At 76.4% G+C, this 21,395-nt stretch carries 19 protein-coding genes; all 19 read right to left on the bottom strand.

The window, feature by feature from the left end; translation table 11 throughout:
• Positions 1 to 307: 307 nt before the first annotated feature.
• Positions 308 to 976 (bottom strand): ribulose-phosphate 3-epimerase, encoded by a 669-nt coding sequence (gene rpe / locus VER05_RS10595; RefSeq protein ID WP_324845317.1) that lies wholly within the window; start codon positions 974 to 976, stop codon positions 308 to 310.
• Between the two features lie 110 nt (positions 977 to 1,086).
• Positions 1,087 to 2,787: an RsmB/NOP family class I SAM-dependent RNA methyltransferase gene (locus VER05_RS10590; RefSeq protein ID WP_324845316.1), complete on the bottom strand. Its 1,701-nt coding sequence runs from the start codon at positions 2,785 to 2,787 to the stop codon at positions 1,087 to 1,089.
• Positions 2,784 to 3,773 (bottom strand): methionyl-tRNA formyltransferase, encoded by a 990-nt coding sequence (gene fmt, locus VER05_RS10585; RefSeq protein WP_324845315.1) that lies wholly within the window; start codon positions 3,771 to 3,773, stop codon positions 2,784 to 2,786. The genes VER05_RS10590 and fmt overlap by 4 nt, the downstream gene beginning before the upstream one ends.
• 26 nt (positions 3,774 to 3,799) lie before the next feature.
• Positions 3,800 to 4,501: a DUF1345 domain-containing protein gene (locus VER05_RS10580; RefSeq protein ID WP_324845314.1), complete on the bottom strand. Its 702-nt coding sequence runs from the start codon at positions 4,499 to 4,501 to the stop codon at positions 3,800 to 3,802.
• A gap of 124 nt (positions 4,502 to 4,625) precedes the next feature.
• The gene (locus tag VER05_RS10575; RefSeq protein WP_324845313.1) at positions 4,626 to 5,240 is read right to left on the bottom strand and encodes an HAD family phosphatase; all 615 of its coding nucleotides are present in this window, start codon (positions 5,238 to 5,240) and stop codon (positions 4,626 to 4,628) included.
• Positions 5,237 to 7,579: a primosomal protein N' gene (locus tag VER05_RS10570; RefSeq protein WP_324845312.1), complete on the bottom strand. Its 2,343-nt coding sequence runs from the start codon at positions 7,577 to 7,579 to the stop codon at positions 5,237 to 5,239. The genes VER05_RS10575 and VER05_RS10570 overlap by 4 nt, the downstream gene beginning before the upstream one ends.
• Positions 7,580 to 7,617: 38 nt before the next feature.
• On the bottom strand, positions 7,618 to 8,826 hold the full coding sequence (gene metK / locus VER05_RS10565) for a methionine adenosyltransferase (RefSeq protein WP_324845311.1): 1,209 nt from the start codon (positions 8,824 to 8,826) through the stop codon (positions 7,618 to 7,620).
• A gap of 35 nt (positions 8,827 to 8,861) precedes the next feature.
• On the bottom strand, positions 8,862 to 10,085 hold the full coding sequence (coaBC, locus tag VER05_RS10560) for a bifunctional phosphopantothenoylcysteine decarboxylase/phosphopantothenate--cysteine ligase CoaBC (RefSeq protein WP_324845310.1): 1,224 nt from the start codon (positions 10,083 to 10,085) through the stop codon (positions 8,862 to 8,864).
• A gap of 15 nt (positions 10,086 to 10,100) precedes the next feature.
• A complete protein-coding gene (rpoZ, locus tag VER05_RS10555) occupies positions 10,101 to 10,364 on the bottom strand; it encodes a DNA-directed RNA polymerase subunit omega (protein ID WP_147793607.1) in 264 nt (87 codons plus the stop codon).
• A gap of 37 nt (positions 10,365 to 10,401) precedes the next feature.
• Complete coding sequence (gene gmk / locus VER05_RS10550) at positions 10,402 to 10,977, bottom strand: guanylate kinase (protein ID WP_324845309.1); 576 nt, start codon at positions 10,975 to 10,977, stop codon at positions 10,402 to 10,404.
• Between the two features lie 59 nt (positions 10,978 to 11,036).
• Entirely contained in the window at positions 11,037 to 11,348 is a 312-nt protein-coding gene (mihF, locus tag VER05_RS10545) for an integration host factor, actinobacterial type (RefSeq protein ID WP_324845308.1), read from the bottom strand.
• Positions 11,349 to 11,673: 325 nt separating this feature from the next.
• On the bottom strand, positions 11,674 to 12,510 hold the full coding sequence (pyrF, locus tag VER05_RS10540; RefSeq protein ID WP_324845318.1) for an orotidine-5'-phosphate decarboxylase: 837 nt from the start codon (positions 12,508 to 12,510) through the stop codon (positions 11,674 to 11,676).
• 29 nt (positions 12,511 to 12,539) lie between these two features.
• Positions 12,540 to 15,896 (bottom strand): carbamoyl-phosphate synthase large subunit, encoded by a 3,357-nt coding sequence (gene carB / locus VER05_RS10535; protein ID WP_324845307.1) that lies wholly within the window; start codon positions 15,894 to 15,896, stop codon positions 12,540 to 12,542.
• Positions 15,896 to 17,131 (bottom strand): glutamine-hydrolyzing carbamoyl-phosphate synthase small subunit, encoded by a 1,236-nt coding sequence (carA, locus tag VER05_RS10530; protein WP_324845306.1) that lies wholly within the window; start codon positions 17,129 to 17,131, stop codon positions 15,896 to 15,898. Before carA ends, carB begins: the two co-directional genes overlap by 1 nt.
• On the bottom strand, positions 17,128 to 17,670 hold the full coding sequence (locus VER05_RS10525; protein WP_324845305.1) for a hypothetical protein: 543 nt from the start codon (positions 17,668 to 17,670) through the stop codon (positions 17,128 to 17,130). Before VER05_RS10525 ends, carA begins: the two co-directional genes overlap by 4 nt.
• The gene (locus VER05_RS10520; protein WP_324845304.1) at positions 17,670 to 19,022 is read right to left on the bottom strand and encodes a dihydroorotase; all 1,353 of its coding nucleotides are present in this window, start codon (positions 19,020 to 19,022) and stop codon (positions 17,670 to 17,672) included. The genes VER05_RS10525 and VER05_RS10520 overlap by 1 nt, the downstream gene beginning before the upstream one ends.
• A complete protein-coding gene (locus tag VER05_RS10515; RefSeq protein WP_324845303.1) occupies positions 19,019 to 20,068 on the bottom strand; it encodes an aspartate carbamoyltransferase catalytic subunit in 1,050 nt (349 codons plus the stop codon). The genes VER05_RS10520 and VER05_RS10515 overlap by 4 nt, the downstream gene beginning before the upstream one ends.
• Positions 20,065 to 20,667, bottom strand: coding sequence for a bifunctional pyr operon transcriptional regulator/uracil phosphoribosyltransferase PyrR (gene pyrR / locus VER05_RS10510; protein ID WP_324845302.1), 603 nt, complete (start codon positions 20,665 to 20,667; stop codon positions 20,065 to 20,067). Before pyrR ends, VER05_RS10515 begins: the two co-directional genes overlap by 4 nt.
• 310 nt (positions 20,668 to 20,977) lie before the next feature.
• Positions 20,978 to 21,394 (bottom strand): transcription antitermination factor NusB, encoded by a 417-nt coding sequence (gene nusB / locus VER05_RS10505; RefSeq protein ID WP_147793616.1) that lies wholly within the window; start codon positions 21,392 to 21,394, stop codon positions 20,978 to 20,980.
• Position 21,395 lies beyond the last annotated feature (1 nt).

Below are 21,395 nucleotides of genomic sequence, written 5' to 3'. Positions count from 1 at the left end.
CCTGGAGTTCCACCAGGTCAACCGCTCGCGCCGTGAGGCGTCTGCGGGTCGCGGACTGTCACCGCCGGCTCGGACTTTCACCGACCCCGGAGCACGTGTGTGTGTTCTACCGAACGATGATGCCACACGCGGCATTCCCGCCTGCGCGGGGTGGGTGGCGCGGCGGGCGGCGCGGGTGGGTGGCGCGGCGCGAGCGGCGCGGGGTGGGTGGCGCGGCGCGAGCGCCGCGGCGCGAGCGGCGCGGGGTGCGCGGCCGTGGGGCGTCGGCCCCACGCAGCCCGGCGGGGCCGGGGTCCCGGCCCGTCCGTCAGCGCCGCGCCAGCGCGCCGTCCGCCAGACCGCGCAGCGCGTCGATCTCCGCGTTCGGGTCCTCGGCGCCGTAGACGGCCGACCCGGCGACGAACACGTTCGCCCCGGCGGTGGCCACGGTCTCGATCGTCCCGCGGGACACGCCGCCGTCGACCTGGATCCAGGTGCCGGCGCCCTGCTCGTCGATCGCGGCGCGCAGCCGGCGGATCTTGGGCAGGGTGCCCTCGATGAACGCCTGGCCGCCGAACCCGGGCTCGACGGTCATGACGAGCACCATGTCGAACTCCGGCAGCAGGTCCAGCAGCGGCTCGACCGGCGTGGCGGGCCGCAGGGCGATGCTCGCCCGGGCGCCGGCCGCCCGGATCTCCCGGGCCAGCCGCACGGCGGCCTGCGTGGCCTCGGCGTGGAAGGTGACGGAGGCGGCGCCGGCGTGCGCGTAGTCGACGGCCCACCGGTCGGCGGCCTCGATCATGAGGTGCACGTCGACCGGCACGGGCGACACCTCGATGATCCGCTTCACGACCGGCAGGCCGAGCGTGAGGTTCGGGACGAAGTGGTTGTCCATCACGTCCACGTGCGCCCAGTCGGCCCGGCTGATCCGGTGCAGGTCGCGCTCGAGGTTGGTGAAGTCGGCGGACAGGATGCTGGGGCTGATCTGCGCGTGCACCCGCCCAGGGTATCGGCGCGCGGCGGGGCCCGCCGGTCGCCCCGGCGAGCCCCGGTCCGCACCGGGGTCGGCGCCCGGGGCCGGCCGGCCGGAGGCCGCGCGGGGCGTCGTCAGGCCGTGCGGCGCAGCAGCGTGAGGTGCATCGCGTCGGTGCCGTGCGCGTGCGGCCAGAGCTGGGCGTCCTCGCGCGCGGGCAGGTCCAGCCCCGGCGCGATGCCGTGCAGCACGGCCGGCGCGTCGAGCACCTCGACCTCCAGGCCCGCCCTGCGCGCGGCGCGGGTGGCGTCGAGCACGGCGAGCCGGGTCTCCGCGAGCACGGGCGAGCACGTCACGTACGCCACGACCCCGCCGACGCGCACGGCGCGGAGGGCCGAGCCGAGCAGGTCCCGCTGCAGGGCCGTGAGCTGGGCCAGGTCCGACGGCGTCCGCCGCCAGCGCGACTCCGGTCGACGGCGCAGCGCCCCGAGGCCCGTGCACGGGGCGTCGAGCAGCACGCGGTCGTAGCCGCCCGGCTCGGCGTCGCCGACCTCGCGGCCGTCCCCCACCCGCACGTCCTCGACGGCGCCGTCCGGGGCCGCGGCGACCGCCTGGCGGACCAGCCGCGCGCGGTGCGGCTGCACCTCGTTGGCGACGAGCCGGGCGCCGCGCTCGCCCGCCAGTGCGGCGAGCAGCGCGGCCTTCCCGCCGGGCCCGGCGCACAGGTCGAGCCAGCGCGCGTCGGCACCGTCGAGCGGCGCGTCGGCCAGCGCGAGCGCGACGAGCTGGCTGCCCTCGTCCTGCACGCCGGCCGTCCCGGCGCGCACGGCGGACAGCCCGGCCGGGTCGCCGCCGCCCGCGAGCGTGACGGCGGTCGGCGACCAGCGGCCCGGCGTGGCGTCGGGGCCGGCGGCGGCCAGCAGGTCGTCGCGGTCGGCGAGCCCGGGCCGGGCGACCAGCGACACCCGCGGAGCCTCGTTGTCGGCGGCGAGCAGGTCGCCGATCTCGGCGGCGTCCCGGCCGTGGCCGACCAGGGCCTCTCGCAGGGCGCGGGTGACCCAGGCCGGGTGGCTGTCGACGGCCGAGAGCCGGGCGACGGCGTCGGTGCCCCCGGGGTCGGCGGCGTCGCCGATGCGCTCCAGCCAGACGTCCAGCGGCTCGCGGGACACGGCCCGCAGCACGGCGTTCACGAACTGCGCGGGGCCGGCGCCGACCTGCTCGCGCACGAGGCCCACGGTCTCGGACACGGCGGCGTGCGGGGGCACCCGCATGCCGAGCAGCTGGTGCGCGCCGAGCCGCAGCGCGTCGAGCACCGGCGGGTCGACCTGGTCGAGCGACCGCCCGGTGCACTGCGCGAGGACCGCGTCGTACCGGCCCTGCAGCCGGAGGGTCCCGTAGGCGAGCTCGGTCGCGAAGCCCGCGTCCCGGCCGCGGATGCCGCGCTCGCGCAGCAGCGGCGGCAGGACGAGGTTCGCGTAGGCGTCGGAGTCGGCGACGGTGCGCAGCACGTCGAACGCCGCGGTGCGCGCGGGGTCGGACGACCGGCGGCGGGCGGACGGCGCGGCGGCGGTGCGCTCACGCGGCGCCTGGCGGGACGCGGGCCGCTGGCGGCCGGCCGCGTCGCGGTGCTGGCCGGCCGGGTCGCGGTGCTGGCCGGACGCGCCGTCGCCGTCGCGGCGGGGGCCGCCGACCCCCTCGCGGCGCGGGCCGCCCGTGCTCCCGCCGTCGCGTCGCGGACCGGAACCGCTCGGGCGCCGCGGCCCGCCGCCGTCGCGCCGCGGGGCGCCGCCGCCGCCGGCCGGACGCCCGCCCCGGCCGGCGCCCTCGCCGCTCACGCGCCCGCCTCCGGGCCGCGCGCGCCGGCCGTGGCCGCGTGGCCCGCCCGGTCGTCCCGGCCGAGCACGGTGCCCTCGTCGAGCCGGGCGCCGCGCGCCCAGTCCGCCGCGGCCATCGCGCGCTTGCCCGCCGGCCGCACCTCCCCCAGCCGGACGGCGTGCGTGCCGGTGCCGACGAGCACCTCGCCGCGGCCGACCCGCACGGCGCCGGGCGCCAGGTCGGTGACCTCGGGGGCGAGCCGCACCGGGCCGAGGCCCAGGCGCGCGCCGTCCGGCAGGGTGGTCCAGGCGCCGGGGGCCGGGGTGCAGCCGCGGACCCGGCGGTCGACGGCCATCGCGGGGTGCTGCCAGCGCACGCGCGCATCCTCGGTGGTGAGCCGCGGCGCGAGGCTGACACCGTCGGCGGGCTGCGGGACGGGCGTGAGGATGCCCTCCTCCAGCGCGTCGAGGGTCTTCACCAGCAGGCCGGAGCCGGCCTCGGCGAGCCGCCCGAGCAGGTCCCCGGAGGTGTCGAGCGGGCGGATGGTCTCGGTGAGCGTGCCGAGCACGGGCCCGGTGTCGAGCCCGGCCTCCAGCAGGAACGTGGACGCGCCGGTGACCTCGTCGCCGGCGATGATCGCGTGCTGCACGGGCGCCGCGCCGCGCCAGGCGGGCAGCACGGAGAAGTGCAGGTTGACCCAGCCGTGCCGCGGCAGGCCGAGGACGGCCGGCGGCACGAGGTTGCCGTAGGCCACGACGGGCGCGGCGTCGGGGGCGATCGCGGCGATCCGCGCCTGCGCCTCGGGGTCCCGGAGCGTGGCCGGCGTCAGCACCTCGATCCCGGCCTCGAGCGCGCGCTCCTTCACCGGGCTCGGGGTGAGCGTCCGGCCTCGGCCGGCGCGGGCGTCGGGGCGGGTGAGGACGGCGACGACCTCGTGGCGGGAGTCGAGCAGGGCGTCCAGGGCGGGCAGCGCCACCGCGGGCGTCCCGGCGAAGAGCAGGCGCATGGGCACCGATCCTAGTGCCGGGCCGGTCAGGACCCGAGCCCGCCGAACAGCAGGGACACCATCATGGCGACCACCACCGAGTTGAACGCGAACGCCAGCAGCACGTGGGTGCGCGCCAGCGTCCACGCGGCCCGCGACCGCATGTGCCCCGAGACGGTCGCCGCCATGGCGGACAGCAGCACCGCGAGCGTGAGGTAGTCGCCGAACTGCGCGTCGCCCTCGACGTCGATCGTGAGGTGCCGCTCGCCGTCGTCGCGCCGCCCCTGGTCGAGCCGGAGGTACTGCAGGGTGAAGGCGTAGACCATCTGCGCCCAGGAGCACGCGACGTTGACCAGGCCGAGCCCGATGTACGTCCAGTCCTGGCGGTAGCCGGGGTCCTGCGCGATGAGGATCGTCACGGCGACCGCGACGACGGCGGCGGCCATCGTCCAGCTCGCGGCACCGCCGTAGCCGAGCAGCCGGTTCCACCAGCGCCGCCCGAGGTCCCGCTCCCGCCACGCGCTGGCCACCAGGCCGCGCGGGCCGCGCCGCGCGTAGGTGGCGTGCGTCCACACGAGGTACACCCCGGTGAACACGGGCCACATGACGAGGTAGAAGGTGATCGCCGCCGCCCCGGGACCGAGCCCGAGGCGGTCGCCCCGGATCGCCAGGACCCCGACGGCGACCGCGAGGGCGACGGCGAAGCTGACGTTGGCGCGGACGTTGTCGCTCACGTAGCGGCTGGCCATGGCCCCGATCCAAGCAGAGCGCCGGGCCGGGGCGGGCGGGGCGCCGGTCGAGCGGGGCGCCGATGGGTCCGGGCGAGGCGCCGCCGCCCCGCGTCAGCCCGGCCGAGCGGCCCGCCGCCCCGCGTCAGCCCGGCAGCGCGCCCCGCGCGACCAGGTCCGCCCGGAGCGCCGCGGCGCCCGTGAACAGCACGGCCTGGTACCCCAGCTCCGCGGCCCCGGCGACGTTCGCCGGGCTGTCGTCGACGAACACGGTCCGCGCGGGGTCCAGGCCGTGCCGCTCGGCGAGCACCGCGAAGATCCGCGGGTCCGGCTTCACCACGCCCTCGCGGCCCGACACCACGACGGCCTCCAGGCGGCCGATCACCGGCGCGGCGGTCTCGCCGTGGTGGTAGGTCTCGGCGGACCAGTTGGTCAGCCCGAGCACCCGGACGCCGGCGGCCCGCAGGTCGTCGACCACCTCGGCGCTGCCCGGCACGGGCCCCGGCAGGGCCTGCGCGAACCGCTCGACGTACAGGTCGACGGTCGCGGCGTGCTCGGGGTGGGTCCGGGCGACCTCGTCGCGGGCCTCCCGCCAGGACCGGCCGGCGTCCTGCCGGAGATTGAGCGCCGGGAAGTCGACGTCGGTGAGGAACCGCTCGACCTCGTCGTCGGTCAGCACGCCGTCGAAGGCCCGCTCGGCCTCCCAGCGCACGAGGACGTTCCCCAGGTCGAACACGACGGCGTCGACGGGCTCGGTCACAGCATCTCCTCCGGGTCGAGCCGCACGCGCACGGACCCGCCCTCCCGGCGGGCGCTGCGGACGGCGAGGGACGCGGCCAGCGACCGCGCCAGGGCCCGGCCGTGCGCGACGGGCACCCGGACGAGGGTGCGCACGGGCGGGTCGAGCGACTCCTGCACGGCGGCGGAGCCGGGCGCCAGGGGCTCGGGCTGCGGGACGGGACCGAGCACGTCGGACCCCTCCGGCAGCTCGACGCGCGCGAGCACGGCGGCGACCACCTCCCGGGTGCCGATCAGCTCGGCGACCCGCACGACCGGCGGCAGCCGCACCTCGGCGCGCTCGGCGAGCTCGCGCTCCGCGAGGCCGACGGGGTCCCAGCGCACGAGCGCCTGGGTGGGTCGCTCCGCGCCGTCACCGACGAGCAGCACGACGCCGCCGTCCCGGGACGACCGGACGAGCGCGGCGGCGGCGAGCCAGCGGCGCACCGCGTCCTCCGTCGCGCGCAGCGACGTCGACCCGGTGGTGACGGCCGCGTCCAGCAGCACGGCCGCCGCGTAGCCGCCCGGCGCGACCGGCTCGGCCCCGATGGTCGACACGACGAGCGCCGGGCGGTCCGGCACCTCGGCGAGCACGCCGGAGCGCGCGCCGGAGTGCCGCACGGTCACCCCGGGGAACGCGCGGCCGAGCTCCTCGGCGGTCCGGTCGGACCCGACGGCCACGGAGCGGAACGTGCCGTTCCCGCACGCCTCGCACCGCCACTGGATCGCCAGCCGCCCGCACCACCGGCACTGGGCGGTGCCGTCGCCCGACGTCAGCGCGAGCGGGCCGTGGCAGTGGGTGCACCGCGCGATCTCCCGGCACCGGGCGCAGGCGACCGCCGGCAGGTAGCCGGCCCGCGGCACCTGGACGAGCACCGGCCCGTCGGCGAGCCGGTCCCGGATGGTCCGCCACGCCTCGCCGGGCAGCCGCGCGGCCGCGGCGGCGCCCTCCCGCGCCAGCTCGACGCTGGTGAGCGCGCGGACGCGCGGGGTGCGGGCGCGCACGACGTCCCGGTCGGCGGCGACGGCCCGGACCCAGCCGGACTCCACGAGCGCCTGCACCTCGGTGGACCGGGCGTGCGCCGCGAGCAGCAGGCCGCAGCCCGCCAGCTCCGCGCGCAGGCCGAGCACCTCGCGGACGTGCGGGTACGGCGCGCGGGGCTCGGCGTGCAGGTCGTCGCCGTCGTCCCAGCACACCGCGAGTCCCAGGTCCCGGACGGGCGCGAACGCCGCGGCGCGGGTGCCGACGACCACGCGGGCGTGCCCGCGCAGCACGGCCAGGAACGCGCGGTACCGGAGCGCCGGCCCGTCGTCGGCCATCAGCCGCACGTGGCTCGCGTCGGTGCCGTCGGGGGTCCAGGCGGGCACGCCGGCGGCGACCAGCGCGGCGCACACCCGGTCGACGTCGCGGGCGTCCGGCACGACGACCAGCGCGCCGCGGCCGCTCGCCAGCGTGGCGCGGGCGGCCTCGGCCACGCCGTCCGGCCAGCGCTCCCCCGCCGGGCCGGGCAGCGCGGACCACGCGGCGCGGGGCGAGCCGCCGGCGGCGAGGTGCGCCAGGAAGGCGGGGCCGCCGCGGTAGGGCGCCCACGCGGGCGCGGCGGACGGGGCGCCGGCGGTGGGCACGGTGGCACCCGCGGGCACGGCGCCACCAGCGGGCACGGCACGGTCGGCAGGAGCAGCGCCACCGGCGGGCACAGCGGGCGCGGCGGGGTCGGCAGGGGCGGCGCCACCCGCGGGCACGGCGGGGTCGGCAGGAGCAGCACCACCCGCGGCCACGCCGGGCGCACCCGGGTCCGCGGGCGCGTCGGGCGCGCCCTCGCCCCCCGCGCCCCGGGCCGGCGGCACCTCCCCCTCGGTCCGCGCGTGCCGCGGCGGCACGGCCAGCCGCAGCACGTCGGCGAGCGTCCCGGCGTAGCGGTCCGCCACGGCCCGGGCCAGCCGGGCGACCTCCGGGGTCAGCACGGCCTCGGGCGACACCACGCGTCGCAGCGGCACGAGGGCGCCGTCGTGCTCCGGCTCGGCGGCCCGGTCGAGCACGTAGCCGTCGACGTCCTGCGGCCCGAACCGGACCTTCACCCGGGTCCCGGGCACCGCGGCGTCGGCGAGCGTGGCCGGCACGAGGTACTCGAACGGCCGGTCGAGGTGCGCGGGCGCGAGCTCGACGGCCACCCGGGCGACCGGCAGCTCGGCGGCCGGCTCGACGTCGACGTCCCGCGCCCGGGCACGCCGCCGCGGCCGCGCGCGGGCGGACCCGCGCCCGCCGGACGACGCCGCGGCGCCGACCGCGTCGAGCCCCAGCAGCGTGGGCTGCTCGGGCACGGGGCCGCCCGCCGCGGGACCGTCCGGCACGCGGCGGCTCAGGACAGGGCGGAGCGCAGGGCGTCCACGCGGTCGGTGCGCTCCCAGGTGAACTCGGGCAGGTCGCGGCCGAAGTGGCCGTACGCGGCGGTCTTCCGGTAGATCGGCCGCAGCAGGTCGAGGTCCCGGATGATCGCGGCGGGGCGCAGGTCGAACACCTCGCGGATCGCGGCGGTCAGGCGGTCGACCGGCACGGTCTCGGTCCCGAAGGTCTCGACGTACAGGCCGACGGGGTGCGCCTTGCCGATGGCGTAGGCGACCTGGACCTCGCACCGGCGGGCCAGCCCCGCGGCGACGACGTTCTTGGCGACCCAGCGCATCGCGTACGCGGCCGAGCGGTCGACCTTCGACGGGTCCTTGCCGGAGAACGCGCCGCCGCCGTGCCGGGCCATGCCGCCGTAGGTGTCGACGATGATCTTGCGGCCGGTGAGGCCGGCGTCGCCCTGCGGGCCGCCGACCACGAACTGGCCGGTCGGGTTCACCAGCAGCCGGTAGTCGCTGACGTCGAGGTCCAGGCCGGCGTCCGCGAGCACCGGCGCCACGACGTGCTCGGCGATGGCCGGCGCGAGCTCGGACTCCAGGTGCACGCCCGGGCCGTGCTGGGTGGACAGCACGACGGTGTCGAGCTTCACGGCGCGGTCGCCGTCGTAGGCCACGGTCACCTGGGTCTTGCCGTCGGGGCGCAGGTTGGGCACCACGCCCTCGCGGCGGACGAGCGCGAGCCGCTCGGCGAGCCGGTGCGACAGCCAGATCGGCAGCGGCAGCAGGCTCTCGGTGTCGTCCGAGGCGTAGCCGAACATGAGGCCCTGGTCGCCGGCGCCCTGCAGGTCCAGCGGGTCGTGGTCGGAGGCGTCCTGGCGGGACTCCCACGCCTTGTCGACGCCCTGGGCGATGTCGGGCGACTGCTGGCCGATCGACACGGACACGCCGCACGAGTCGCCGTCGAAGCCGATGTCGGAGGACGTGTAGCCGATGCCCCGGACGACCTGCCGGATGATCTGCGGGATCTCGACGTACGCGGTGGTGGTGACCTCGCCCGCGACGTGCACGAGGCCGGTGGTCACCATCGTCTCGACCGCCACGCGGGCGGTGGGGTCCTGCTCGAGGATCGCGTCGAGGATCGCGTCGGAGATCTGGTCGCAGACCTTGTCCGGGTGCCCCTCCGTGACGGACTCGGACGTGAAGAGGCGCATGTCGGCGATGGTCATGCGCACAGGCTAGCGGGGCGCGGGGACAACCGGAGTCACGCGGGCAGCACGCGGACGACGGTGTCCCAGAGCCCGTCGGCCACGGCGTCCTTGCTGCCCTCGGCGGTCGCGACGACCTCGCCGTCGCGGTCCAGGACGGTGACCGCGTTGTGCTCCGCGCCGAACCCGAGGCCGCCCCCGACCGCGTTCACCGCGAGCAGGTCGGCGCCCTTGCGCCGCGCCTTGGCTCGGCCGTGGTCGAGCACGCCGCCGGTGTCGTCGCCCGTCTCGGCGGCGAACCCGACGACCACCTGGCGGCGCCCGTCCGCGCGCGGCGGGTCGGCGACCAGGCCGGCGAGCACGTCCGGGTTCTGCACGAGCTCCAGCGACGGCACGGAGCCGTCGGCCTGCTTCTTGATCTTGTGCGCGGAGCCGGTGGCGGGCCGGAAGTCCGCGACGGCGGCGGCCATCACGACCACGTCCGCGTCCGCGGCGGCGGCGCGCACGGCGTCCTGCAGCTCGGCGGTGGTCTCGACCTCGACGACCCGCACGCCGGCCGGCGGCCGCACGCCGAGGTTCGCGGCCACCAGCGTCACCCGGGCGCCGCGCGCCTGCGCGGTCCGGGCCAGGGCCACGCCCTGCTTGCCGGACGACCGGTTCCCGAGGAACCGGACCGGGTCGAGCGGCTCGCGGGTGCCGCCGGCCGACACCACGACGGTGCGCCCGACGAGGTCCTGCGGCCGGGGCTTGCCCTCCGGGTCGACCAGCGCGAGCGCTGCCGCCGCGATGGTCTCCGGCTCGGGCAGCCGGCCGGGGCCGCTGTCGGCGCCGGTCAGCCGGCCGGAGTCCGGGTCGAGCACGTGCACGCCGCGCTCGCGCAGCGTCGCGACGTTCGCCCGCGTCGCCGGGTGCTGCCACATCTCGGTGTGCATGGCCGGGGCCATCAGCACCGGGCAGGTCGCGGTCAGCAGCGTGGCCGCGAGCAGGTCGTCGGCGCGCCCCGAGGCCGCGCGGGCCAGCAGGTCCGCGGTGGCGGGCGCGACGACGACAAGGTCGGCCTGGCGCCCGAGCCGCACGTGGGCGACCTCGGGCACCTCCTCGAACACCTCGGACGTCACCGGGTGCCCGGACAGGGCCTCCCACGTGGCGCGCCCGACGAACTCCAGGGCCGCCCGGGTGGGCACGACGCGGACGTCGTGGCCCGCCTCGGTGAACGACCGGAGGACGTGGGCGGCCTTGTACGCGGCGATGCCGCCGGCGACGCCGAGGACGATGCGCACGTCAGCGCGGGAGGCTCAGGCCTCGTTCGGGGCGACCGTCAGCAGGCCCGCGTCGATCTCGCGCATCGCGATGGACAGCGGCTTCTCCTGCGGGCGGGTCTCCACCAGCGGGCCGACGTACTCGAGCAGGCCCTCGTTGAGCTGCGAGTAGTACGCGTTGATCTGGCGCGCGCGCTTGGCCGAGTAGATGACCAGCGCGTACTTGGAGTCGGCGCGCTCGAGCAGGCGGTCGATCGGCGGGTCGGTGATGCCGATGGGCTCGGCGACGGTTCCGGACACGGTGGCTCCCGTAGTCGAAGGGGGTGGGGACTGCCGGTCAGTCTACAGCCGCGGGCAGACCCATCAGCGCGACCAGCTCGTCCGTGGCGCGCCGGACGTCGTCGTTGACCACCACGTGGTCGAACTCGGGCTCGGCCGCCATCTCGACCTCGGCGGTCGCGAGCCGCCGCGCGCGCTCCTCCGCGTCCTCCGTGCCGCGGCCGACGAGCCGGCGGACCAGCTCCTCCATCGACGGCGGGGCGAGGAACACGAACTGGGCCTCGGGCATCGTCGTCCGGACCTGGCGCGCGCCCTGCAGGTCGATCTCCAGCAGCGCGGGCTCCCCGGCGGCCAGCCGCTCCTCGACGGGCCGCCGGGGGGTGCCGTAGCGGTTCCGGCCGTGCACCACCGCCCACTCGAGCAGCTCGCCCCCGGCGACCATGCGGTCGAACTCCTCGGGCGACACGAAGTGGTAGTGCAGGCCGTCGACCTCGCCCGGCCGCGGGGGCCGGGTCGTGGCCGACACGGAGAGCCAGACCTGCGGGTACCGCGCCCGGAGGTCGGCGGACACGGTGCCCTTGCCGACGGCGGTCGGTCCGGCGAGGACGGTCAGCCGGGCGCGCGGCGTCGTCATACGGTCTGGTGCTCCTGGAGTTGTGCGGCCCTCGGGCCGGGGTCGGTGGGGCCGACCGGTCACCCGAACCGGTCGACCAGCGCCTTCACCTGGTGCGGGCCGAGGCCACGCACGCGGCGCGTCTCCGAGATCCCGATCTCGGAGATGATCTGGCGTGCCTTGACCTTACCCACTCCCGGGAGGGACTCGAGCAGGGCGAGCACCTTGAGCTTGCCGATGGTCTCGTCCTTCTGGCCCTGGGCGATCACCTCGGACAGCGTGCCCTGCGAGTACTTCAGCCGGTTCTTGACCTCCGCGCGGGCCTGGCGCGCGGCGGCGGCCTTCTCGAGCGCCGCTGCGCGCTGCTCGGGGGTGAGAGTCGGAAGTGCCACGTGAGTCACCTTCTCATCACTGTCTGGAGGCAGGGACATGGAACATGCGTGGTCCCCGGGGTGCCCGGTGCGACGTCGCCCCGGGCCCTAGGGCCCATCTCCCGAGGATGGCACGCCGCGGGCGAACCGGCACGTCCCGGCAGCGTGTCGCGTCGAAAGACGTCCCGGGCCCGTCGCTCGGGGCAACGGGCCCGGGACGTCGACGCGCGGCCGTGAGGTCGTCACAACGGCGTGAGGTCGGCACTCGTTTCCGCCGACCTCACCCGGTTGTGACGACCTCGCCGACCCGCCGGTCCCGGCGCCGACCCCGCGGCGTCCGCGGCCCTCAGCGCAGCGCGGCGCCCGCCGCGTCGGCCGCCGCGCGGGCGGCGTCACGCAGCGCGCCCACGCCCGGCCCTGCGGCCAGCACGCCGCGCGAGGACGACGCCAGCACGGCCGACCGGGCCTCGCCGAACACGGCCGCCAGCTCCGCCGGCCCCGCGCCCTGGGCGCCGACGCCCGGCGCCAGCAGCGGACCGCGCACGGCCGCGAGGTCCACGCCGAGCCGAGCCGCCGCGTCGCCGATGGTGGCGCCCACGACCAGGCCGATCGACCCCAGGGCCTCCCCCGCGGCCGCGCCGCCCGGCGCCAGCTCCGCGGCGTTCGCGGCCCCGGCCGACCGCGCCACCCGGTCCGCCACGGCCACGCCGTCGGCGTCCCTGGCGTGCTGCACGGCCGGGCCCTCGGGGTTCGAGGTGAGGGCGAGGACGAACAGCCCGCGCCCGGTGGCCAGCGCCAGGTCGACGGCCGGCCGCAGCGAGCCGAAGCCCAGGTACGGCGACACGGTCAGCGCGTCGCCGGCCAGCGGCGAGCCGTCCCGCAGGAAGGCGTCCGCGTAGGCGCCCATGGTCGATCCGATGTCGCCGCGCTTGGCGTCGACCACGACCAGCGTCCCGGTGTCCCGGCCCGCCGCGACGACCTCCTCGAGCGCCGCGACGCCCGCGGAGCCGTGCCGCTCGAAGAACGCGGCCTGCGGCTTCGCGGCGGCGACCCGGCCGCCCACGGCCTCCATGACGGTCAGCGCGAACCGGCGCACGCCCTCGGCGCTGTCCGGCAGCCCCCACGCGTCCAGCAGGGACGCGTGGGGGTCGATGCCGACGCAGAGCGGGCCGTGCTCGGCCATCGCCGCCGCGAGGCGGGCGCCGAACGGCCTCACGCGACGACCCCGGCACCACCCGCGACGGACGCGCCCGCGGCCACCGCGGCCCGGCGCCCGGCCGTCGCCGCGTCGTGCTCCTGCAGGCTCGCCACGCCGAACGGCCCGGCCAGCGCCGCCTCGATGCCCTGCACCGCGGCGCCGAGCTGCTGCACGGTCGTGACGATCGCCTTGTCCGCCGCGGTCGTGGCCGCGCGGATCTCGTAGCCGTCGGCGCGCGCGCCCTGCCCGGAGGGCGTGTTGACCACGATGTCGACCTCGCCGGCCGAGATGAGGTCGACGATCGTCGGCTCCCCCGCCGGCCCGCGGCCGGACGAGAACTTCCGCACGACGGTCGAGGCGATGCCGTTCCGCTTCAGCACCGCCGCGGTCCCGTCGGTGGCCAGGATCTCGAAGCCGAGCTCCTGGAGCCGCTTGACCGGGAACACGATCGACCGCTTGTCCCGGTCGGCGACCGAGATGAACGCCCGGCCGGACGTGGGCAGGCCGCCGAACGCCGCGGACTGCGACTTGGCGAACGCCGTCGGGAAGTCGGTGTCGAAGCCCATGACCTCGCCGGTCGACCGCATCTCCGGGCCGAGCACGGTGTCGACCACGGTGCCGTCGCCGGTGCGGAACCGCTTGAACGGCAGCACGGCCTCCTTGACCGCGATCGGCGCGTCCAGGTCGATCACGCCGGCGTCGTCGGCCGGCAGCACGCCCGAGGCACGCAGGTCGGCGATCGACTTCCCGGTCATCACCAGCGCCGCCGCCTTGGCCAGCGGGACGCCCGTCGCCTTGGACACGAACGGCACCGTGCGGGACGCGCGCGGGTTCGCCTCGAGGACGTAGAGCACGTCGGACACCAGCGCGAACTGGATGTTGAGCAGGCCGCGCACGCCGACGCCGGCCGCGATGGCCTCGGTCGACACCTTGATCCGCTGCAGCTCCGACTCCGACAGCGACACCGGCGGCAGCACGCACGCCGAGTCGCCCGAGTGGATGCCCGCCTCCTCGATGTGCTCCATGACGCCGCCGAGGAACAGCTCGGTGCCGTCGTACAGGGCGTCGACGTCGATCTCGATGGCGTCGTCCAGGAACCGGTCGATCAGCAGCGGGGGCAGCGCGCCGCCGCGTGCGGTGGCCGCGGCCAGCGCGCGCTCGACGTACTCGGTGAGCTGCTCGTCCGAGTAGACGATCTCCATGCCGCGGCCGCCGAGCACGTACGACGGGCGCACCAGCACGGGGTAGCCGATCCGGGCGGCGGTCTCCCGCGCGACCGGCAGCGTGGTGGCGGTGCCGAACGCCGGCGCGGGCAGGCCCGCGGCGGCGAGCACGGCGCCGAACGCGCCGCGGTCCTCGGCGGCGTCGATCGCGGCCGGCGGGGTGCCGAGGATCGGCAGGCCGGCGTCCTCCAGGCGCTGCGCGAGCGACAGCGGCGTCTGGCCGCCGAGCTGCACGATGATCCCGGCGACCGGGCCGGCGGCCTTCTCGGCCTCGTAGACCTCGAGGACGTCCTCGAAGGTCAGCGGCTCGAAGTACAGCCGGTCCGCCGTGTCGTAGTCGGTCGACACGGTCTCGGGGTTGCAGTTGACCATGACGGTCTCGTACTCGCCCTTGAGCGCCAGCGTGGCGTGCACGCAGGAGTAGTCGAACTCGATGCCCTGGCCGATGCGGTTCGGGCCGGAGCCGAGGATGAGCACCGCGGGGCGCTCGCGCCGGGCGACCTCGGTCTCCTCGTCGTAGGACGAGTAGTGGTACGGCGTGCGGGCCGCGAACTCGGCGGCGCAGGTGTCGACGGTCTTGTAGACCGGGCGGACGCCGAGCGCCTGCCGCACCTCGCGCGCCACGTCCTCGCTCACGCCGCGCAGCGACGCGATCTGGACGTCGGACAGCCCGTGCCGCTTGGCCTTCCGCAGCACGGCGGCGGTCAGCTCGGGGGCGGCGGCCGTCTCGGTGGCGACCTCGTTGATCAGCTGCAGCTGGTCGAGGAACCACGGGTCGATGCCGGTCCGGGCGTACACCTCGTCGACGGAGACGCCGGCGCGGAGCACCTGCTGCACGTCGACCAGGCGGTGCTCGGTCGGCCGGGAGATGGTCGCGACCAGCGCGTCCAGCGCCTCGCCGGTCGGCGCCTCGCCGTCCCAGTGGAACGTCGTGCCCTTCCGGTCGATCGACCGCATCGCCTTGCCGAGCGCCTCGGTGAAGTTCCGGCCGAGCGCCATGGCCTCGCCGACGGACTTCATCGTGGTGGTCAGCGTCGGGTCGGCGGCCGGGAACTTCTCGAACGCGAACCGCGGCACCTTCACCACGACGTAGTCGAGCGTGGGCTCGAAGGACGCCGGGGTGGAGCCGGTGATGTCGTTCGGGATCTCGTCCAGGGTGTAGCCGACGGCCAGACGCGCCGCGATCTTCGCGATCGGGAAGCCGGTGGCCTTCGACGCCAGCGCCGAGGACCGCGACACGCGCGGGTTCATCTCGATGACGATGATCCGGCCGGTGTCCGGGTTGACCGCGAACTGGATGTTGCAGCCGCCGGTGTCGACGCCGACCTCGCGGATCACGGCGATGCCGATGTCCCGCAGCCGCTGGTACTCGCGGTCGGTCAGCGTGAGCGCCGGGGCCACGGTGACCGAGTCGCCGGTGTGCACGCCGACCGGGTCGACGTTCTCGATCGAGCAGACGACCACGACGTTGTCCGCCTTGTCGCGCATGAGCTCGAGCTCGTACTCCTTCCAGCCGAGGATCGACTCCTCCAGGAGCACCTCGGTGGTCGGCGAGTAGTGCAGGCCCTGGCCGACGATCCGGCGCAGGTCCGCCTCGTCGTAGGCGATGCCGGAGCCCAGGCCGCCCATGGTGAACGACGGCCGGACGACGACCGGGTAGCCCAGGTCCTCGACGGCGCCCAGGGCGTCGTCGATCGTGTGCACGATCGCGGACCGGGCGGACTCGCCGCCGCAGACCTCGACGACCTGCTTGAACTGCTCGCGGTCCTCGCCCTTCTGGATGGCGGGGATGTTGGCGCCGATCAGCTCGACGCCGTACTCCTCGAGCACGCCCGCCTCGTCCAGCGCGATCGCCGCGTTGAGCGCGGTCTGGCCGCCCAGCGTCGGCAGGATCGCGTCCGGGCGCTCCTTGGCGATGATCGAGGTCAGCACCTCGGTGGTGATCGGCTCGACGTAGGTGGCGTCGGCGAACTCCGGGTCGGTCATGATCGTCGCCGGGTTGGAGTTGACGAGGACGACGCGCAGGCCCTCCTCCTTCAGCACGCGGCACGCCTGGGTGCCGGAGTAGTCGAACTCCGCGGCCTGGCCGATGACGATCGGGCCGGAGCCGATGACGAGGACGGAGTGGATATCGGTGCGGCGAGGCATCAGGCGCCCTTCGGGGAGTCGGTGACGTCGGTGGCCTGGCCCGCGGCAGTGCCTGTGGCGAACCCCGGGTCCGCGTCGCGCATCAGGTCCAGGAACCGGTCGAACAGGTAGGCGGCGTCGTGCGGGCCGGCGGCGGCCTCGGGGTGGTACTGCACCGAGAAGGCCGGCAGGTCGAGGGCGGCCAGGCCCTCGACGACGTCGTCGTTGAGGTCGACGTGCGAGACGGTCACGCGGCCGTACCGCCCGCCGTCGTGCGGGGCGACGGACACCTCGTCGAGCGGGGCGTCGACCGCGAAGCCGTGGTTGTGCGCGGTGATCTCGACGCGGCCCGTGGCGCGGTCGAGCACCGGCTGGTTCACGCCGCGGTGCCCGTAGCCGAGCTTGTAGGTGCCGTAGCCGAGCGCGCGGCCGAGCAGCTGGTTGCCGTAGCAGATGCCGAAGAACGGGATCTTCCGGTCCAGCACCTCGCGGAGCAGCTCGACCTCGTGGGTCGCCGCGGACGGGTCACCGGGGCCGTTGGAGAAGAACACGCCGTCCGGGGCGGTGGCGAGCACGTCGTCGATGGACGACTGCGCCGGCAGCACGTGCACCTCGATGCCGCGCTCGGCCATCCGGTTCGGGGTCATCGACTTGATGCCGAGGTCGACGGCGGCGACGCGGGCGACGGGCTCCGCGAGCTCCGCGCCGTCGGGGCCGAGCGCCTTGACGACGTACGCGGCGTCGGTGGACACCTCGCCGGCCAGGTCGGCGCCGGCCATCTGCGGGCGGTCCTGCACCTCGGCGACCAGGTCCTCGGCCGCGCGGCGCCGGCCGGCGGCGTCGAGCAGCGCGTCGCCGGACACGATCGCCGCGCGCATCACGCCGCGCTCGCGCAGGTGCCGGGTCAGGGCGCGGGTGTCGATCCCGGAGATGCCGACGACGCCCTGGGCGGCCAGCTCCTCGTCCAGGCTGCGGTCGCTGCGCCAGTTCGACGCGCGACGCGCGGGGTCCCGGACCACGTAGCCGGACACCCAGATCCGGCCCGACTCGGGGTCCTCGTCGTTGACGCCGGTGTTGCCGATGTGCGGCGCGGTCATCACGACGATCTGGCGGTGGTAGCTGGGGTCGGTCAGCGTCTCCTGGTACCCGGTCATGCCGGTGTTGAAGACGATCTCGCCCCAGGTGGTGCCGGTGGCCCCGTAGGCCTCGCCGGCGAACGTCCGCCCGTCCTCCAGGACCAGCAGTGCGTCCGTCATGAGCTCTCCTCCGACCCGCTCGCGGCGGGTGTCGATCCGATGAGTGTCTGGGTGGCCGCGAGCAGCGCGTCCGCCTCCTGGCGGTGCCGCAGGCGCAGGCCGGTGTCGAGGCCGCGGGGGTCGTCGTCCGGGCTCGGGACCCAGGTCAGCACGACCAGTCCCTCGCCGCCGACGACCTTGCCGGCCATGCCGCCGGAGGTGCCCACCGCGCGCAGCGCCGCGCGCGGGACGAACACGTCCGGCGCCCCTCGTCGTCGCACCACCACGCCGGCCTCGTGCACGGCGACCGTGGCGGCCGAGCGGACGCCGAGGCCGTGCGAGCCGACGCGGTCGAGCCAGTCGCCGGCGCGGGTGGTCGAGACGTAGGTGGCGTCGAGCGGCTCGGTCCGGGCTGCGCCGAGGGCGTCGTCGGCGGGCACGGCCGGCGGCGCGGGGACGGCGTCCGGGCCGCGCCGCAGCCGGCGCCAGCCCTTCGCCATGCCGAGCAGCAGGGCGGCGCCGAGCACGACCAGGATCGTCACGGACAGCCAGGGCGGCATCAGGGCGTCACCCGCCCGGCGGCGAACCGCGGGTCGGCGGGGTCGTCCTGCGGCACGCCGTCGAGCACCGTGGCGCGGCCGCGCAGGAACGTCGCGACCACCCGGCCCGGCAGCTCCCGGCCGCGCAGCGGCGAGTTCGCCGAGGCGGTGGCCTGGCGCTCGGGCTCGACCACCCGGCGCTGCTCCGGGTCGACCAGCACGAGGTTGGCCGGCTCGCCCACCGCGATCGGGCGGCCGTGGCCCTCGACCCGGCCGATCCGCGCGGGGTTCGTCGACAGCACCCGCGCCACGTCGGCCCAGGTCATCCGGCCGGTGTCGACCATGGTCTGCTGCACGACCGACAGCGCGGTCTCCAGGCCGGTCATGCCGAACGCGGCCGCCGCCCACTCGCAGTCCTTGTCCTCGCGGGTGTGCGGGGCGTGGTCGGTGGCGACGATGTCGATCGTGCCGTCCGCCAGGCCCTCGCGGACCGCGTCGACGTCGGCCTGCGTGCGCAGCGGCGGGTTCACCTTGAACACCGGGTCGTAGCCGCGGGCCTCCTCGTCCGTGAGGACCAGGTGGTGCGGGGTGACCTCGGCGGTGACGTCGATGCCGCGCGACTTCGCCCAGCGGACGATCTCCACCGAGCCGGCCGTCGAGAGGTGGCACACGTGCAGCCGCGACCCGACGTGCTCGGCGAGCAGCACGTCGCGGGCGATGATCGCCTCCTCCGCGACGGCGGGCCAGCCGGCCAGGCCGATCTCGGCGGACACGACGCCCTCGTGCATCTGGGCACCCTCGGTGAGCCGGGGCTCCTGCGCGTGCTGGGCGACCACGCCGTCGAACGCCTTCACGTACTCCAGCGCGCGGCGCATCAGCACCGGGTCGTGCACGCACTTCCCGTCGTCGCTGAACACCCGGACGCGGGCGGCGGAGTCGGCCATCGCGCCGAGCTCGGCGAGGTGCTCCCCCGCCAGCCCCACGCTGACCGCGCCGACCGGGTGCACGTCGGTCCAGCCGGCCTGGGCGCCGAGGCGCCAGACCTGCTCGACGACGCCGGCCGTGTCCTGCGTCGGCGTGGTGTTGGCCATCGCGTGCACCGCGGTGAACCCACCGGCCGCCGCGGCGCGGGTGCCGGACGCGATCGTCTCGGCGTCCTCGCGGCCGGGCTCGCGCAGGTGGGTGTGCAGGTCGACCAGGCCGGGCAGCAGCACCATGCCGGTCGCGTCGATGACCTCGAGGTCGTCGGGCGCGTTCTCGGCCGCGTCGCCGGCCTCCGGGCCGATCGCGGCGACCAGGCCGCCGGCGACGAGGACGTCGGTGGGCTCGCCGCCGAGGGGGCGGACGTCCTTGAGCAGGTACTGCGCGGTCATGCGGTGGCTCCGGCGGTGGTCGTGGCGGGCGCGGGGGTGCTGGTCACGGCGGGGACGGCTCCCGTGGCGGGGGCGGCGCCTGTGTCGCCGTCGCCCGACAGGAGGAGGTAGAGCACCGCCATGCGCACGGCCACGCCGTTCGCGACCTGCTCGACGATCACGGCCCGCGGCGAGTCCGCCGCGTCCGCGGAGATCTCCAGCCCGCGGTTCATCGGGCCGGGGTGCAGCACGATGCTGTGGTCCGGCAGCGTCGCCAGGCGGCGCGCGTCCAGGCCGTACAGCCGCGTGTACTCCAGCGGGCTCGGGAAGAACCCGCCGCCCGCCGTCGACATCCGCTCGCGCTGCACGCGCAGCATCATCACCGCGTCGGGGCCCTGGGCGAGGACGTCGTCCAGCCGGTAGGACACCGCGGCCGGCCAGGGGCCCACGCCGACGGGCAGCAGGGTGGGCGGGGCGACGAGCGTGACCTTCGCGCCGAGGGTGTGCAGCAGGTCGACGTTCGACCGCGCGACCCGGCTGTGCAGCACGTCCCCGACGACCGCGACGTGCAGCCCGGCGAGGTCGTTGCCGACGCCGTCGGGGTTGCCCGGTCCGCCGGTGAGGTGCCGGCGGATCGTGAACGCGTCGAGCAGCGCCTGCGTCGGGTGCTGGTGCATCCCGTCGCCGGCGTTGACCACCGCGGCCTCGGTCCAGCCGGCGTGCGCGAGCGTGTGCGGCGCGCCGGACGCCTGGTGCCGGATGACGATCGCGTCCGCGCCCATCGCCTGCAGGGTCAGCGCGGTGTCCTTGAGCGACTCGCCCTTGGACACGCTCGACCCCTTGGCCGAGAAGTTGATGACGTCCGCGCTCAGCCGCTTGGCGGCCGTCTCGAACGAGATGCGCGTCCGGGTGCTGTCCTCGAAGAACAGGTTGACCACGGTGCGGCCGCGCAGCGTCGGCAGCTTCTTGATCTGCCGGCCCTGGGTCGCGGCCATCTGGGCGGCCGTGTCGAGGACGCGGATCGCGGCGGCGCGGTCGAGGTCGGCCGTGGACAGGAGGTGCCTCATCGGGGGCCCCCGTCCGCGCCGCTCTCGATGACGACCTCGGTGCGACCGTCGGTCTCGGCGAGCAGCACGCGCACCCGCTCCGCCGTCGACGTCGGGAGGTTCTTGCCGACGAAGTCCGCCCGGATCGGCAGCTCGCGGTGCCCGCGGTCCACCAGGGCGGCCAGCTGCACCGCGCGCGGGCGGCCCAGGTCGTTCAGGGCGTCCAGCGCCGCGCGGATCGTGCGGCCGGAGTACAGCACGTCGTCCACCAGCACGACGACCTTGCCGTCGATGCCGCCGCCCGGGACCGTCGTGGCTCCGATGCTGCGGGTGGGGTGCTGCGCCAGGTCGTCGCGGTACATCGTGACGTCCAGGCTGCCGACCAGCGCCTCGGCCACCAGGCCGGGCTCCACGGCCGCGAGCCGCGCCGCGAGGCGGTGGGCCAGCGGGACGCCGCGGGTCGGGATGCCGAGGACGACGAGGTCGTCGCCCCCCTTGTTGCGCTCGAGGATCTCGTGGGCGATGCGCGTCAGCGCGCGGGCCACGTCCTGCTCGCCCAGCACGACCGTGGCTGCGGTGGCCGCAGCGATGTCGTCGGGCACGGGGGTACCGGAGGTCATCCGGGCCGCTCCTTCCCCGCCTCACGGGACGGTGTTAAAGGAATGCTCGTTCCCCGGCACCCTACACAGCGGGCGCGGGTGCGGCCCGCCGCGTCCACGCGCGGGCGGCGTGACCCGCGCCACGGTCGCCCGTCAGGACGGCCCCTCGTCAGCTCGCCGCCGCGTCACGTCCGCCGAGATGGCAACTCTCGGCTGTGTCGGGCGGCCCGCGCACAGCCGAGAGTTGCCATCTCGGCGCTTCCTGCCCCGGGACGCAGCGCGGCCCCCGTCGCCCGAGAAAGGGGCGGCGGGGGCCGTCGTGCGTGCGGCGTCAGGCCAGCAGGGTCGGCTTCAGGTCGACCAGGCGGCCCAGCAGGCCGTTGACGAAGCCCGGGGACTCGTCGGTCGACAGGCTGCGGGCCAGCTCGACGGCCTCGTCCACGGCGACCGCGTCGGGCACGTCGTCGTTGAACAGGATCTCCCACGTGCCGATCCGCAGCAGCTCGCGGTCGACCGCGGGCATCCGCTCGATCGTCCAGCCGTGCGAGTGCGTCGCGATGACCTCGTCGATCCGGGCGCGCTGCGCCTGCACGCCCTCCACCAGCTCCACCGAGTACTGCGGCAGGGCCGCCTCGGTGCCGGGCTGCGCGATGCGGTCCGCGAGCACGGTCAGCGGGTCGAGCCGGCGCTGCTCCGCCTCGAAGAGGACGTCGAGGGCCCGCTTGCGGGCCTTGGTGCGAGCTCCCACC

Source organism: Cellulomonas sp., assembly GCF_035634735.1.
Classification (GTDB): domain Bacteria; phylum Actinomycetota; class Actinomycetes; order Actinomycetales; family Cellulomonadaceae; genus Cellulomonas.
Note: the sequence above shows the minus strand (reverse complement) of the source record. Positions and strands in the feature narration are given on the sequence as shown.